Here is a 14,369-nt window from a genome sequence, read left to right on the forward strand (position 1 = left end):
CATGCCCCCTCTTGTGCCAAGCCCGAGCGACGGCTCTGCTGTTGTGACGTCCGTCACGCCAAAACCGAGCCTGATGTACCAGCTCGTGAGCTACTTGCTTGTGTTTCCTGTCTTTCGAGGTCTCTTAAGAGGGCACACCAGTGGCAACGCCTTGGTGCCGCTTCAAGGCCCCTTGGTTGTAGTCGCAAATCACGGATCCCATCTCGACCCACCATTCCTTGGCCACGCACTGGGCCGTCCTGTTGCGTTCATGGCCAAAGCCGAACTGTTCCGAATTCCAATCTTGGGGAGCATTATCCGCGCCTGCGGCGCTTACCCGGTGAAACGGGGAGCAAGTGATCGAGAAGCGATCCGTACAGCAACGGCTCGACTTGATGAGGGCTGGGCGATCGGTGTCTTTCTTGATGGCACGCGCCAATCGGACGGCCGCGTCAATCAACCAAGACCAGGTGCAGCCTTGCTTGCTGCGCGCAGTGGAGCGCCCCTTCTCCCTGTGGCAATCATCAACAGCCATCGAGTCCTCGGCACAGGGAGGGGCTGGCCAAGGCTTCTTCCCGTTGCCCTTCGCATCGGAGAGCCAATCCCTGCGCCAACCGGTCGGAAAAAGCCTGAGCTAGAGGCCACCACCCGTGAGCTTCAGCGGCGAATTAATGCCTTAATCGATCAAGGCGTGGGAAATCCCTGAGGCCAATTCCGAAGAGCCCAAGGCTTGAGATCTCGACCTGTGATGACCCAGGTCAGCGCTCTGATCCCATCACCCAAGCGCTTGCCTAACGTCTCCTTCCGGCAGGAAGGTTGACAAGCAACGGGCACCCCAGTGAGACGAATTCCTCGGCTTCCCGCCACCAGCCGTCCCACGGTCATGGCACGGGGCAAATGATCTTCGCTCGTCACCAGATAGACGTGCCTCACACCATCGCGTTTCAAGTCATCCACCAAAGATGTGAAATTCGTGAAGGTGTCTTTGGCTCTGTAATCGAGCACAACCCGGCTTTGGTCCATCCCCGCATCCCGTAAAAGCCATTGCGCATACTCCGGATTACTGCCGCCACTTACCACCAAAGGAAGCTCCAACTGCTGCGCCAAGCGCAGTCCTACCCGTTCGCGATCGAGATCTCCACCCAGTACGAGGATGCGTTGCGGAGGCTCAACCGTTGAGATGGCCTCACGGAATGGCTTTAAAGGGCCCGCAGTGCTGGCCCACACCAGAGCAGCAAGGACGACTAGCGAGGAGCGCCAACCTGGGGCCATTAGACGGGTCCCACAGGCGATGTGGGGTAGATGGGCAGAACAGGCTCCCATGGGCCAGGAGTGTCCTCCAGATCCCATTGGCAACAAAGCTCAAGCAGATGCTGCACATCCGACGCAACATCAAGCTCCATGGTCAACGCAGGAGATGGGTCCTCGTCCTCTCTGAGTAGACGCGGACGTTCCAGCTCCTCCACAGGATCTGAATTTGAACGCAGGCGGTAGCGCCCAGCTACGCGACCCCGACGGGGAAGGGTCTGCACAATCGAGAACGGCTCCAATGCCTGACTAGCCGGCAAGGCCACGGATAAGCGTGCGGCCATCAAAGCGAAACTGCTCTCACCATGGAGAGGGCACCCCAACTGCTGGGCCAGAGTGCGTGCCATCACCACGGTCAAGCGAGTCCCCGTGAACCCTCCCGGACCTGTACTCACTGCCAAACGGCCAATCGAAGCCCATTCCGCGCGAGGGAGCACTTCCTCGACAGCAGAAATCAAACCATTCGTGAGCTGACGTCCCATCGGGCGAGACAGGATGCGAGTTCCCCCAGCGGGGGCTTCAGCGTCGCAAACGGCAAGGCCAAGGGTTTCACTCGAGCTATGCATAGCCAGCAGCCAACGACTCATCGAGGCAACTCCTGCTCAGGACGCAATCGCTGCCATCGTCCGTCATCAGCCTCAAAGCTGGCGCAAGCTCGCACATCCCATTCCACGCCAACGCCACCCCCGCTGAGGTCATGAAGACTGATATGAATGCGTGGATCTTGGGGACTCACGTCAGGGTTGTTAGTGAGGTGAGCCACACCATGCTGACGTTCCACCGCGTGATAGGCCTGACAACGATCCACCCAGCGGCAATTCACGCAGATGCACATGCACCCCACCTCTGTAGAGGACTCCATCTTGGAGGGGGAGGGCGGCCACATGGCGCGTCAACTTATGACACGGCTGCAGCCGGAACGCTGGCCGATCCCACTCGACCGCCTACCCGCAGGGACGGTGCTGGTAGGCGGAGCCGTCCGTGACGGATTGCTGAACCGTTTGCCAGACCATCCAGATCTGGACATGGTGGTTCCAGCGGATGCGCTGGAACAGGTCCGCAAACTGTCTCGAGAGTTCGGTGGCGCCTGCGTGGTGCTCGATCGTGAAAGAGATATGGCCCGCCTGGTGCTGGGGAGCTGGACCATCGATCTTGCAAGACAAGACGGTGATGACCTCACCGCTGATCTCTTGCGACGTGATTATCGAATCAACGCGATTGCTCTCACCCTCACTCCTGACCCAAAGCTCTTGGATCCCAGCGGCGGTCTTGCTGATCTACGCGCTCGACGCATCACTGCTGTCAACGAACAGAACCTGCTGAATGATCCCCTCCGGCTGTTGAGAGCCCTAAGACTGGCTGCCGAGCTCTCGATGACGATTGACGAGACCACTCTTGAGATGATTGCCCGCCATCGCCACCTCTTACCCAAAGTGGCACCAGAGCGCATTCAGGCTGAAGTTCTGAAGCTGGTTCAAGCCAACAGCGCCGATCAGGCGATCCATTTGCTGCACTCGTTGCAATTGATCGCGCCATGGTGCTCCGATCAACCGCAAAGAACGTTCAACGCAGACGCATTGACAAAACAAGAACAACAACTCGCCTTGCCACTCGCACGCTTAACGCAGTTGCTCAGCGATCAAGGCGTGAACGAATTGCGGTTCAGCCGGAAGCAAATCCAACGCAGTAAGCGACTGCGGAGGTGGTGGATGCGAGATCAACAGCAAGGCGCCGACACTCTGAATGAGAGGGAGCGATTAATCCTGCATCAAGAGCTTGAAGAAGATCTTCCTGCGTTCACACTGGCTTGGCCCATGGAGCAACAAAGGGAATGGCTGAGTCGGTGGCGTGATCAGGAAGACAAACTATTTCATCCCAGTGCACCACTCAATGGTCGAACATTGCAGACGAAGCTTGGCTTGCCTCCAGGGCCCCGATTAGGGGAACTCATTGATCATCTTTGCCTGGAACAAGCCTTTGGTCGAATTCGCAGCCAAGACGACGCCATTCAGTGCGCGCGCGCCTGGATTCACAAGCCGCTGTGATTAACTGACTTGCCTTAACGACAGCGATCGGCCTGATAGGCAGTTTTCTTCTCTCTCTCCCCCCCGTCTCATGAGCGTGCGTCTTTACATCGGCAACTTGCCGCAAACCTTTGAAGCGAAAGAGTTGGAAACCCAACTCACCAGCGTGGGAGAGGGAATCCGCTTCAAGACCGTTCTCGATCGAGAAACGGGCGCATGCCGCGGCTTTGGTTTCGCCAATGTCGACGATGAAAAAGTTGCTGATGCTTTGATCGAGCAATTCAACGGCAAGGACTTCAATGGCAACACCCTGCGCGTAGAACGCTCTGAACGACGCGAGAGCAACGCAGGTGGCGCAGGTGGTCGCCGTGGTGGCCCCGGCGGCCCTGGCAACGCCCCAGGCTCAGCACGCAAGGCCGTGAACAAAGTGGTTCACAGCGACGCCAAAGCCGAATCAGCCCCAGACCCACGCTGGGCCGGAGAATTATCCAAACTTAAGGATTTACTCGCGGATCAGAAAACAACAGTCTGATTTTCTTGAGCTTTGTGATCACTTAGCGGGACTGAGCGATCACAAAGCATCTCGGAAGTTCGAGGGCTTTACCTAATTTACCCACAAAAGCACGTTGATTAAAGACGTCATAGTTATTGCGTTCTATTGCGTCCAGGATTCCTCTATAAAGTCGAAGAGAAGTCCAAACAGGCCAGCGCGCATCGGCAGACAACCAACGCACTCCAGCTTCTGAGCGGACAAACCATTCCCTGGCACGGGACAGTTGAAACGTCATCAGCTCAATCCAGGCCTCGTTGATCCTTCCAGCCAAGAGATCATCTTCACTCACTCCAAAGTGGCGCAGATCTTCTTGGGGAAGATAGATTCGCCCGCGCGAACGATCTTCTCCTACGTCGCGGAGAATATTGGTGAGTTGATTCGCAATCCCCAAAGCAACGGCTGCATCGGAGGGGTCAGGGCATTCACTCCATGGAGCAGATGTATACGCCTCGTCGACTCCCATGACCCCCTGGGTCATCAAGCCAACTGTTCCAGCCACGCGGTAGCAGTAAAGCTTTAAATCTTCAAAAGTGGGATAGCGAGTCCAAGATAAATCCATCCGCTGTCCTTCGATCATGTCGAGGTAAGGCTGAATATCCTGCGGAAACTTTTGCAAGGTGTCGAGCATCACCGCATCTAGATCATCTACGACATGGCCGTTAAAAAGTGCTCTGGTTTTTTCTTCCCAACGATTGAGTCGCTCGGCAAGCTCATCAACAGAATGTGATTGAGCCTCCTCGCTATCCATAAGCTCGTCGGTTCGTCGACACCAGACGTAAATGGCCCAAATCGCACGTCTCTTCTCAAGCGGCAGCAACAAAGTGCCCAAATAAAATGTCTTTGCCCACTCGGCCGTCTCAGAGCGACAGGCCTCGAAGGCAGCATCGAGATCCGAAGCTGCGAGAGTCATGACTCAGGCCGAGACCGGCTCACTAACAGATGATGATGACAGTTGGTCATGCTTGCGGTCCACAGCCTCAGCACATAGTTTGCCGCTTAACACAGCCCCCTCCATGGAAGCCAAGTAACGCTGCATCGTATAATCTCCGGCCAAGAAAAAGTTTTTAATTGGGGTTGTTTGATCAGGCCGCAGCTGCTGACAACCAGGCGTCGTTTTGTACACCGATAAAGGAGTTTTTACAACTTTAGACTTACGGAGTTTGGCAGGGTTATCAGTCCCAAAATGCATCGGGAATAACTTCTGGAGCTCTCCCATAGTGGCTTCAATGATGTCTTCATCACTACGACCAATCCAATCCTTCGCAGGAGCGAAGACAAGCTCAAGCATTGATCGATCAGGATCTTCGTACTCCTTACAAGCGATGCTCATATCGGCATAAACACTGAGCAGGGGCGAACGACTGAACAGCAAATGATCAATATCAGTGAGCTTGCGGTCAAACCAGAGATGAATATTGATCACCGGCACGCCGCGGAGACCATCCAATTTGCGGAATACATCCATTTGCTGCCATGGCTCTGGGATCAACAGCTTGAAGGGATCCACAGGAAGGGCACTGACGTAAGCATCTGCAACGAGATCAAAACTTTCCTTTCCTTTCACTCCTCCAATATGGAAAGCAGCAACGCTTCCATCAGGGTTGAGCTTGATCTCTCTCAAGGGACTATCCAGGTGCACTTCACCACCGAGCGATTGAACATGCTCGACGATCGGATCGCATAAACGCTCTGGGGGGGCTCCATCTAGGAATGCCATCCGAGAGCCATTCTTTTCCTGCAAAAACCGATTCAAAGCAGTGAGCAGCACGGTTGATGATATTTCATCAGGGTCAATAAAGTTCAAAGCCTTGCTCATGGCAATAAAGACTTCGTCATTCACGCGTTCTGGAATGTTGTGCAGCTTGAGCCACTCGGTCCAAGAATATTTATCGCACTCCTCCACATAACCCTGCCCTCTGAGCATCGCTGGCACCAAGCCAAGGCCAAAGCTGATCTTTTCAGGCCAAGACAACATGTCGTTATTGCCGAGAATTGCCGCGACACCATTAATAGGAGCCGGCAAGTCTGGGAAATCAAAGCGGCTGTAAGTACCAGGCTCCTCTGGCTGATTGAAGATCATCGAATGGCTCTTCCATTGGAGCCTGTCTTCAATATTTAGCTCTTTGAACAACTGCAGCATGTTCGGGTAAGCACCGAAAAAAATATGCAATCCCGTTTCGTACCAATCGCCGTCTTCATCTTTCCAAGCCGCAACTTTGCCGCCAAGAACGTCCCTGGCTTCCATGAGGATGGGGGTATGACCCGCGTCCGCCAGATATTTCGCACAGGAGAGACCAGCCAGACCTGCTCCTGCAATGGCGATACGCATGCTTCAAACCAGAATTTGAAGACAACCTTAAAAGGATCACGACCCCGTTCGCTTCCTAAAGTCGTCACCAACCGCAAGCGCGGTGTCCTTACGCAATACAAGCCCCCATGGCCGACACCCTGCTGAAGAGCACCACTCGCCACGTGCGCCTGTTCACAGCTCGCGTGAATGACGGGCGGCTCATACCAGACCCCAATCAGCTCACTCTCGACCTGGATCCAGACAATGAATTCCTATGGAACGACAGCTGCGTTCAAACCGTTCAACAACGCTTCCGTGAGCTAGTTGACGCCCATGCCGGCCAGCCTCTGAACGATTACAACCTCCGACGGATCGGCTCTGAATTAGAAGGAACGATTCGCCAGCTCCTTCAGGCAGGCCAGCTGAGCTACAACCCTGATTGCCGGGTTCTGAATTACTCCATGGGCCTGCCCCGCACACCTGAACTGCTGTGAGCCGCTCCCCCTACGACCGTCCACGGGGCGGAAATCCACGTCGGCCTGATGAGCGAAGAGGAGCTCGGTACAGCCCCCCTCCACAGGGCAACAACGATGGTGGCGATGGAGGAGGTCGTTTCAACACCACCAGGATTGCTGTGCTCGCCGGAGTTTTGGTGGTGGGGATCGGCATTGGCAGTGCCGTCACGAGCACCACAGGGGGCGATCAAGGCAACATCGCCAGCAGCCAACAGTTGGATATGGCGGTGCCTGATCCGGAGTTTTGCAGGCAGTGGGGAGCGAGTGCTTTTGTGATGGACATAGAGATGTACACCACACTCAACCCATCCAGCAGCTTTGTCACACAGCCCACCCTCCAGCCTGGCTGCGTGATTCGCCGAGAAAACTGGTCTGTTTTACGCAAAGAAGGTGCCGTCACCGCTGCTCAGGAAAGGCAGTGCAAACAGAGAATGAACACCTTCGCTTACATCGGATCCGTGAGGGACAAACCCGTCGTTCGCTGTGTTTATCAAACCGATATCACACAAAACAAATTTCTGACCAAAGGGATCGCCGACGACACCGTTGGAATCACGCCGGAAGCTGATCAGTTTTAGGGAGAGTCGAGCTCTGCGACCAAGGGCTCTGTCCCTATGGCCGCAGTCCTTGGCTGACGCAAAGGACTATCGGCGCTGGCAAACACCGGCAAAACGTCGCAGCGAAATGCTTCTGCAGCCCGAGAGCAGTAGCGAGCGGGATGGGTAATCAGCCTTAATTGGCGCCGCACCTGCAAGCCCACCACTGATGGCTTGTGCAAACTGCCTGCTGTGAGCTCCCGCTCAATCGAAACCACAGGAAGGAAAGCAGCTCCCAAACCCGATTGCACAGCATTTTTGATGGCCTCAAGGGAATTGAGCTCCATCTCAATCCTCAACCTCTGCACATCCAAACCAGAACGAGACAGGAGCTGGTCCACCATTTTCCGAGTGGTGGACTGAGCATCTAAACAAACAAAACCCAATCGATACAGATCTTCCTTGCTGAGTTCTGGCAAGCGAGCCAGGGGATGTTTCACAGGAAGCACAAGTGCCAATTCATCACTTGCGTAAGGAACCACCTGAAGCAACTCATTCAACTCAGCAGGTAATTCACCGCCGATGATCGCTAAATCGATCTGACCATTCGCCACGCTCCAGCCCGTTCGTCTCGTGCTGTGAACATGCAGCTGCACTGCCACATCCGGAAATTTTTGCCGAAACAGACCAATCATTCGGGGCATTAAATAGGTCCCCGTGGTTTGGCTTGCACCCACCACGAGAGATCCGCCCTTCAAGTTATGCAAGTCATCCAAAGCACGACATGCCTCATGGCATTGACTCAGAATTCGGTCGCAGTAACTCAGAAGCAAGTGACCGGCTTCTGTGAGCTGAGCCTTGCGACCGCCTCGATCAAACAAGGACACCTCAAGTTGCTTCTCCAGGTTCTGGATCTGCAAACTGACCGCTGGCTGCGTGACGTAAAGACTATCGGCAGCTTTTTTAAAGCTGCCTTCGCTCACGATGGCGCGAAGGATGCGCAGCTGATCCAGTGTGAAAGGCAGATCGGCCATAAGCGACAGCCGACCCGGCAGGGATAGCTCCAAAACTTTAGAGGGGAGGAACCCACCGCCCTTCAGAATCACCCTTCATGCAGCAACTCTTTGGATGAGCTCCTAAGCGGCGGAATGCATCAGTCCAGCTTGGTGATGCTGTTGCTGCTCTTGGTTTTCGCTGTCATTCACAGCGGTGGGGCTGCCCTTCGCACTCGCGCTGAAGCCAAAATCGGGGCCAGAGCCTGGCGCGTATTGTTCGCCGCCTTGAGCATTCCCTCAGCGATTGTCGTGATCGGCTATTTCCTTGCCCATCGGTATGACGGCATCAGGCTCTGGAATCTTCAAGGTGTACCTGGCTTGGTACCAGTGATCTGGGTGCTAACGGCCATCAGTTTTCTGTTCCTGTATCCAGCCACTTACAACCTGCTTGAGATTCCCGCTGTCCTGAAGCCGCAAGTGCGTCTCTATGCCACCGGGATCATCCGGATTAGCCGACACCCTCAGGCCGTTGGTCAGGTTCTCTGGTGCTTTAGCCATGCCCTTTGGATCGGAAGCAGCTTCATGGTCGTGACCTGCATCGGCCTGATCGGACATCACCTTTTTTCGGTGTGGCATGGAGACCGACGCCTACAGGCTCGATTTGGTGATGACTTCTTAAAGCTGAAACAAAGCACCTCTGTGCTGCCTTTTGCAGCTGTTTTAGATGGACGCCAGACCCTGGTTTGGAGTGAGTTTCTGCGGCCTGCACAACTCGGCATCGCGATCGCCGTGGGAGTTTTTTGGTGGGCTCATCGCTTTATCTCCTTAGGAAGCATCGCGTTCCTTCACTCACGACTTGAAGGGCTTTTGAGCTGAGCTGCCTACACTCAAAACACTCTGCTTCACTCGGATGCCTTCGGCTGCCGATTTTGCCTGGCTGATCCCAGTGCTCCCTCTCGTTGGGGCATTGATCACAGGGCTTGGTCTGATTAGCTTCAATCGCACCATCAACCGGCTTAAAAAACCCGTTGCCTTGCTGCTGATCAGCTGCATTGGAGCTGCAGCGGTCATTAGCTATGCCGTTCTGTTCGAGCAGTTGGGTGGAGCACCCCCCGCAGAGCATCTGTTCATTTGGGCGAGTGCTGGAGACTTCAGCCTTCCGATGGGGTACGTCGTCGACCCTCTTGCAGCTGTGATGCTCGCCTTGGTGACAACGGTGGCGCTGCTGGTGATGATTTATTCCCACGGCTACATGGCCCACGACAAGGGCTATGTGCGCTTCTTCACCTATCTAGCCATCTTCAGCAGCTCCATGTTGGGGCTCGTGGTGAGCCCCAATCTTCTGGAGATCTATGTGTTCTGGGAGCTGGTGGGGATGGCGTCCTACCTCCTGGTTGGCTTCTGGTACGACCGCGAAGGCGCCGCTCATGCAGCCCAGAAAGCGTTTGTCGTGAATCGCGTTGGCGATTTCGGACTTCTGCTCGGCATTCTTGGGCTCTATTGGGCCACCGGAAGCTTTGGATTCCAAGGCATTGCCGATGGATTATCAGCAGCGGTCAGCAGTGGAGTGGTGCCTGGATGGGCAGCGCTCGCTCTCTGCCTGTTCGTGTTTATGGGGCCAATGGCCAAGTCGGCCCAATTTCCTCTCCATGTTTGGCTGCCTGATGCCATGGAAGGTCCTACACCGATCTCTGCTTTGATCCACGCGGCCACCATGGTCGCTGCAGGCGTTTTCCTTGTTGCCAGGCTGGAACCTCTGTATAGCCAGTTCCCGGCTGTGGGCACGTTCATCGCCGTGATTGGAACGATCACTTGCTTCTTAGGCGCCTCCATTGCTCTGACCCAGATGGATCTCAAAAAGGGGCTTGCTTACAGCACTGTGTCGCAGTTGGGATACATGATGCTGGCCATGGGTTGCGGCGCTCCCGTTGCTGGCATGTTCCACCTGGTGACCCATGCCTTTTTCAAAGCGATGTTGTTCCTTGGCTCTGGATCTGTGATCCACGCCATGGAGGATGTGGTGGGTCACGAACCTGTCCTCGCCCAAGACATGCGACTGATGGGCGGACTTCGCAAAAAGATGCCGATTACGGCCATCACCTTCTTAATCGGTTGTGTTGCCATTAGTGGCATCCCACCCCTAGCTGGCTTCTGGAGCAAGGACGAGATCCTTGGCCAAGCCTTCAACAGTTTCCCGTTGCTCTGGGCAGTTGGCTTTGCCACTGCGGGCATGACCGCCTTTTATATGTTCCGCCTCTACTTCCTCACCTTTGAAGGTGAGTTCCGAGGCAATGATTCAGCTCTGCAACAAGAACTCATGGCTGCCTCCGGCAAGAACGTCGAAGAGGGTCATGATCACCATGCCGCCGGAAGTGTCCATGAGTCGCCGTGGTCGATGACCCTTCCGCTCGCTGTTCTCGCGGTTCCCTCAGCCCTGATCGGCTTGCTTGGAACACCCTGGAACAGTCGCTTTGCTGGGCTGCTGAATCCCGAAGAGGCAGCGGAAATGGCCGAACATTTCAGCTGGGGAGAATTCCTTCCGCTCGCAGGCGCCTCCGTCGCCATTTCAGTCACCGGCCTAACAGTGGCCGTCCTCGCCTATGCACTGCGCCGCATCGACCTTGGCGAACTGGTTGCCGCTCGCTTCCCAACCATCAACGCCTTCTTGGCAAACAAGTGGTACCTAGATGCCATTAACGAGAAATTGTTCGTTCGCAGCAGCCGCAAGTTGGCCCGTGAAGTCCTGGAAGTGGATGCAAAGGTTGTGGACGGGGTGGTGAATCTCACCGGTCTGCTCACCCTTGGTAGTGGCGAAGGTCTCAAATACTTCGAGACCGGCAGAGCCCAGTTCTATGCCCTCATTGTGTTTGGTGGAGTGATTGCCTTAGTGGTCCTCTTCGGGGCCCTGGGCTGAGCGATCTTCGAATTCCGAGCCTTCAGGGGTGAGGGTTATGTGTGTCAACGCCTATCGAGTGGATGCGCGTTCGCCCAAGATTTCTACACTCCGAGCAGTGGTGAAAGACCTGTCCCGTGCTCGAGTTTGCCGTTAGTGCACCGTTTGATCCGGCATTCGACATCTCAAGCGGTATCGTTCCGGCCACGTTCCCCTGGTTGAGCCTTTCGATCCTGTTCCCCATCGTTGGGGCCTTCATCGTTCCATTCGTGCCAGACGAGGGTGATGGCAAACAAGTGCGCTGGTTTGCGCTCGGTATTGCCCTCACCACCTTCCTCATCACTGCTGCGGCCTATCTCACGGGATATGACCCCAGTTACAGCGGACTCCAACTGTCGGAACGGGTGAGCTGGCTGCCCAATCTTGGGCTCACATGGGCTGTCGGGGCTGATGGCCTCTCGATGCCGCTGATCCTGCTCACAAGCTTCATCACAGCCTTGGCGGTTCTGGCCGCCTGGCCTGTGACCTTTAAACCCAAGCTGTTCTTCTTCTTGATCCTGGCGATGGATGGCGGCCAAATTGCCGTCTTCGCTGTCCAAGACATGCTGCTTTTCTTCCTCGCCTGGGAACTAGAGCTGCTTCCGGTTTATCTCTTATTGGCCATCTGGGGCGGAAAGAAACGTCAATACGCGGCTACAAAGTTCATTCTCTACACAGCTGGCAGCTCACTGTTCATCCTCTTGGCGGCCCTGGCCATGGGCTTTTTTGGCGGTGGAGTGCCCAATTTTGAATACAGCGTTTTAGCCCAAAAGGGATTCAGCACTGGATTTGAGCTGCTCTGTTACGCGGGGTTGTTGATTGCATTCGGGGTGAAATTACCGATTGTTCCCCTCCACACCTGGCTTCCTGATGCCCATGGGGAGGCCACCGCACCAGTACACATGTTGCTGGCAGGCATTTTGCTCAAAATGGGTGGCTATGCATTGATGCGCTTTAACGCCGAAATCCTGCCCGGAGCACATGCCCAATTCGCACCCCTTCTGGTGGTGCTGGGAGTCGTAAACATCATTTACGCAGCGCTCACATCCTTCGCGCAACGCAACCTCAAACGCAAGATCGCTTATAGCTCCATCAGCCATATGGGCTTCGTGCTGATTGGCATTGGCAGCTTCAGCGAGTTAGGGACGAGTGGCGCCATGCTTCAGATGATCAGTCATGGACTGATCGGAGCCAGTCTGTTCTTTCTTGTGGGTGCCACCTACGACCGTACCCACACCCTCCAGCTGGATGAAATGGGTGGCATTGGCCAAAAAATGCGCATCATGTTTGCCCTCTGGACTGTTTGCTGCCTCGCCTCCCTCGCCCTGCCTGGCATGAGCGGATTCGTCAGCGAGCTGATGGTGTTCACAGGCTTTGCCACCGATGAGGCTTACACCCTCAGCTTCCGCATCGTGATTGATGGGTTAGCTGCCATCGGGGTGATCCTGACTCCGATCTACCTGCTGTCGATGTTGAGAGAGATCTTTTTCGGGAAAGAAAACAGTGAACTGGTGTCTCACTCCAATCTTGTGGATGCTGAGCCCAGGGAGGTCTACATCATTGGTTGCCTGCTCGTTCCAATCATTGGGATCGGGCTCTATCCAAAACTGATGACTGACAGCTACAGCAATACGATCTCAGCTCTTGTGAAGCGGGACGTCGATGCGATGGAAAGGATCAAACGACCAACAGCACCTTTAATCCGCAGCACTTCCCTTGTGCCAGCGCTGTTCTCAGCACCAAAACTGACAGAGGCCACCCAGCCCATCTCGTAAAGATCTTCGTCCTTTCTCTGCGAATGCGATTCAGAGCCTGAATCGCTCCTTAATTTTCAGACGCTTGTCGCACACTCTGTTCGCCATGCGTCAGATCAATTTCAGTCTGATTTTCATCTTCGGACTCGGCACGGTGTTTTTCACGTTGGAAAACACCAACCCCACCACGGTCAACGTTTTGCCGTGGATGCACTACACCTTGCCTCTGGCCGCCCTGCTGCTGCTATCGGCGGGCATCGGAGCTGCTGCTGCCTGGCTTTTTGCAAGCTGGAGCGGAATGCTCAACACGGTGGAACGCTTAGGCAAAGCCACTGACTTCGAAGCCCAGCAGGTTCGCATTCAAGAGCTGGAAACCGACCTCGATCGCTACCGCTCAACGGTGCAGACCCAATTAGGGCTCCTGCCCTCAGCCAACGCTGAATCGACCTCAAGCTCAACGGTGAATCCGACCGTCGACATCGATTCCCAGTCCTAAAGGGGACTGGCATCCACGGGATTGGACCGATACCTTTCGATCAGATTGAGGTTGTTTGTGTCTGATGCCGGCCTGACCTCGAAAGCTGATGCCGGCGCCCGTCTCGCGATCCGTCTTCTTCAGGACGCCGCCCAAAGCGGCACTCTCGATCCATGGGATGTGGACGTTATTTCGGTCGTAGACGGATTCTTAGATCAACTCAGACAACGCATCGAAGTTCCTAGACGCGTTGCCGCTCAGCTGGGCCAACAGGGAGGCAGCTACGAGCGTGATTTAGCCGAGAGCAGCGAAGCCTTTCTCGCTGCTTCCGTGTTGGTGGGGCTTAAAGCAGAAGTGCTTGAAGCCAGCACTCTCCCTCCAGAACCAATGCTGGAAGACGCCTTCGACGCTGACTTGATGGAGCAGGGTTGGCTGGATCCCCGCTTCAATTTGCCCAGACACCCTGAACGCCACCTTCTAAGGCGTCCTGTTGCTCCACCTCCCCTAAGGCGGCCCGTCACCCTTGGGGAACTGATCGAACAGTTGGAGACCATTGCCGAGCAATTAGAGACAGACGAACTAGACATGCGCCGGCGGCAGCGGCAAAAGCGCTTCAGCAATCGCGAGGCGATCGCCCAAGTAGCGGCGTTGGCTCACCGAGAAAAACTCCCTGAAACCACCGCAGCCTTAGGAATTTTCTTGAAAGGATGGGAGCAGGCCTTGCACTGGATTGATTTCGAGTTTCTTGTCAGCCGCTGGGCAGAGGCGGCTGAACCTGACCTGGACACCGACCGCGTCGGGGTGTTTTGGGCCCTTTTATTTCTGTCCTCTCAGAGTCAGGTGGAACTAGAGCAAGTGGGCTCGCTGCATGCACCCATTCGTTTAAAACGACTGCTCGTTGCCGGTGAAATCACTCAGTTGCCGATCAAAAGTCTGGAAGTGCCAGATATCACGCCGACCTTGCCCGCGATTGCCGCTTAATCACCCTCGTATGTTGAGGAATACGTT

General features: G+C 55.2%; 16 protein-coding genes. 10 read left to right on the top strand and 6 right to left on the bottom strand.

The window, feature by feature from the left end; all coding sequences use genetic code 11:
* Position 1: 1 nt before the first annotated feature.
* Complete coding sequence (locus SynMVIR181_RS11820; RefSeq protein ID WP_186589363.1) at positions 2–685, top strand: 1-acyl-sn-glycerol-3-phosphate acyltransferase; 684 nt, start codon at positions 2–4, stop codon at positions 683–685.
* Here SynMVIR181_RS11820 and SynMVIR181_RS11825 read toward each other — a convergent pair.
* From SynMVIR181_RS11825 to SynMVIR181_RS11835, 3 genes are read right to left on the bottom strand one after another with little or no spacing between them, the layout of a single operon-like run.
* On the bottom strand, positions 664–1,251 hold the full coding sequence (locus SynMVIR181_RS11825) for a YdcF family protein (RefSeq protein WP_186590661.1): 588 nt from the start codon (positions 1,249–1,251) through the stop codon (positions 664–666). The two genes, SynMVIR181_RS11820 and SynMVIR181_RS11825, sit on opposite strands and share 22 nt — an antisense overlap.
* The gene (tsaB, locus tag SynMVIR181_RS11830; protein WP_186589364.1) at positions 1,251–1,874 is read right to left on the bottom strand and encodes a tRNA (adenosine(37)-N6)-threonylcarbamoyltransferase complex dimerization subunit type 1 TsaB; all 624 of its coding nucleotides are present in this window, start codon (positions 1,872–1,874) and stop codon (positions 1,251–1,253) included. Before tsaB ends, SynMVIR181_RS11825 begins: the two co-directional genes overlap by 1 nt.
* The gene (locus tag SynMVIR181_RS11835; protein WP_186590662.1) at positions 1,871–2,122 is read right to left on the bottom strand and encodes a Ycf34 family protein; all 252 of its coding nucleotides are present in this window, start codon (positions 2,120–2,122) and stop codon (positions 1,871–1,873) included. Before SynMVIR181_RS11835 ends, tsaB begins: the two co-directional genes overlap by 4 nt.
* Positions 2,123–2,171: 49 nt before the next feature.
* Here SynMVIR181_RS11835 and SynMVIR181_RS11840 point away from each other — a divergent pair, with 49 nt between their 5' ends.
* Positions 2,172–3,332, top strand: a complete 1,161-nt coding sequence (locus SynMVIR181_RS11840; RefSeq protein WP_186589365.1) for a CCA tRNA nucleotidyltransferase — start codon at positions 2,172–2,174, stop codon at positions 3,330–3,332.
* Positions 3,333–3,402: 70 nt separating this feature from the next.
* On the top strand, positions 3,403–3,843 hold the full coding sequence (locus SynMVIR181_RS11845; RefSeq protein ID WP_186544448.1) for an RNA-binding protein: 441 nt from the start codon (positions 3,403–3,405) through the stop codon (positions 3,841–3,843).
* A gap of 22 nt (positions 3,844–3,865) precedes the next feature.
* On the opposite strand, the gene SynMVIR181_RS11850 is transcribed toward SynMVIR181_RS11845, so the two are convergent.
* Both SynMVIR181_RS11850 and pds read right to left on the bottom strand, forming a co-directional pair.
* Entirely contained in the window at positions 3,866–4,774 is a 909-nt protein-coding gene (locus tag SynMVIR181_RS11850) for a phytoene synthase (RefSeq protein WP_186589366.1), read from the bottom strand.
* 3 nt (positions 4,775–4,777) lie between these two features.
* Positions 4,778–6,193, bottom strand: a complete 1,416-nt coding sequence (pds, locus tag SynMVIR181_RS11855) for a 15-cis-phytoene desaturase (RefSeq protein ID WP_186589367.1) — start codon at positions 6,191–6,193, stop codon at positions 4,778–4,780.
* A gap of 107 nt (positions 6,194–6,300) precedes the next feature.
* Between pds and SynMVIR181_RS11860 the strand changes: the two genes are divergently transcribed.
* Positions 6,301–6,648, top strand: a complete 348-nt coding sequence (locus tag SynMVIR181_RS11860) for an NAD(P)H-quinone oxidoreductase subunit M (RefSeq protein WP_186523997.1) — start codon at positions 6,301–6,303, stop codon at positions 6,646–6,648.
* Positions 6,645–7,247, top strand: a complete 603-nt coding sequence (locus tag SynMVIR181_RS11865; RefSeq protein WP_186589368.1) for a DUF3172 domain-containing protein — start codon at positions 6,645–6,647, stop codon at positions 7,245–7,247. The genes SynMVIR181_RS11860 and SynMVIR181_RS11865 overlap by 4 nt, the downstream gene beginning before the upstream one ends.
* Here the strand turns inward: SynMVIR181_RS11865 and SynMVIR181_RS11870 are convergent.
* Entirely contained in the window at positions 7,244–8,239 is a 996-nt protein-coding gene (locus tag SynMVIR181_RS11870) for a LysR family transcriptional regulator (RefSeq protein ID WP_186590663.1), read from the bottom strand. The two genes, SynMVIR181_RS11865 and SynMVIR181_RS11870, sit on opposite strands and share 4 nt — an antisense overlap.
* A 114-nt stretch (positions 8,240–8,353) precedes the next feature.
* Between SynMVIR181_RS11870 and SynMVIR181_RS11875 the strand changes: the two genes are divergently transcribed.
* The 5 genes from SynMVIR181_RS11875 (at position 8,354) to SynMVIR181_RS11895 (ending at position 14,342) form a co-directional block, all read left to right on the top strand.
* Positions 8,354–9,076 (top strand): NnrU family protein, encoded by a 723-nt coding sequence (locus SynMVIR181_RS11875; protein ID WP_186589369.1) that lies wholly within the window; start codon positions 8,354–8,356, stop codon positions 9,074–9,076.
* Positions 9,077–9,110: 34 nt separating this feature from the next.
* Positions 9,111–11,114 (top strand): NAD(P)H-quinone oxidoreductase subunit 5, encoded by a 2,004-nt coding sequence (locus tag SynMVIR181_RS11880; RefSeq protein WP_186589370.1) that lies wholly within the window; start codon positions 9,111–9,113, stop codon positions 11,112–11,114.
* Positions 11,115–11,230: 116 nt separating this feature from the next.
* A complete protein-coding gene (locus tag SynMVIR181_RS11885) occupies positions 11,231–12,907 on the top strand; it encodes an NAD(P)H-quinone oxidoreductase subunit 4 (RefSeq protein WP_186524001.1) in 1,677 nt (558 codons plus the stop codon).
* Between the two features lie 85 nt (positions 12,908–12,992).
* Entirely contained in the window at positions 12,993–13,382 is a 390-nt protein-coding gene (locus SynMVIR181_RS11890; RefSeq protein ID WP_186590664.1) for a lipopolysaccharide assembly protein LapA domain-containing protein, read from the top strand.
* Positions 13,383–13,439: 57 nt separating this feature from the next.
* Entirely contained in the window at positions 13,440–14,342 is a 903-nt protein-coding gene (locus tag SynMVIR181_RS11895; protein WP_186589371.1) for a segregation/condensation protein A, read from the top strand.
* Positions 14,343–14,369: the final 27 nt, after the last annotated feature.

The sequence above is a fragment of the Synechococcus sp. MVIR-18-1 genome (assembly GCF_014279835.1).
GTDB lineage: Bacteria > Cyanobacteriota > Cyanobacteriia > PCC-6307 > Cyanobiaceae > Synechococcus_C.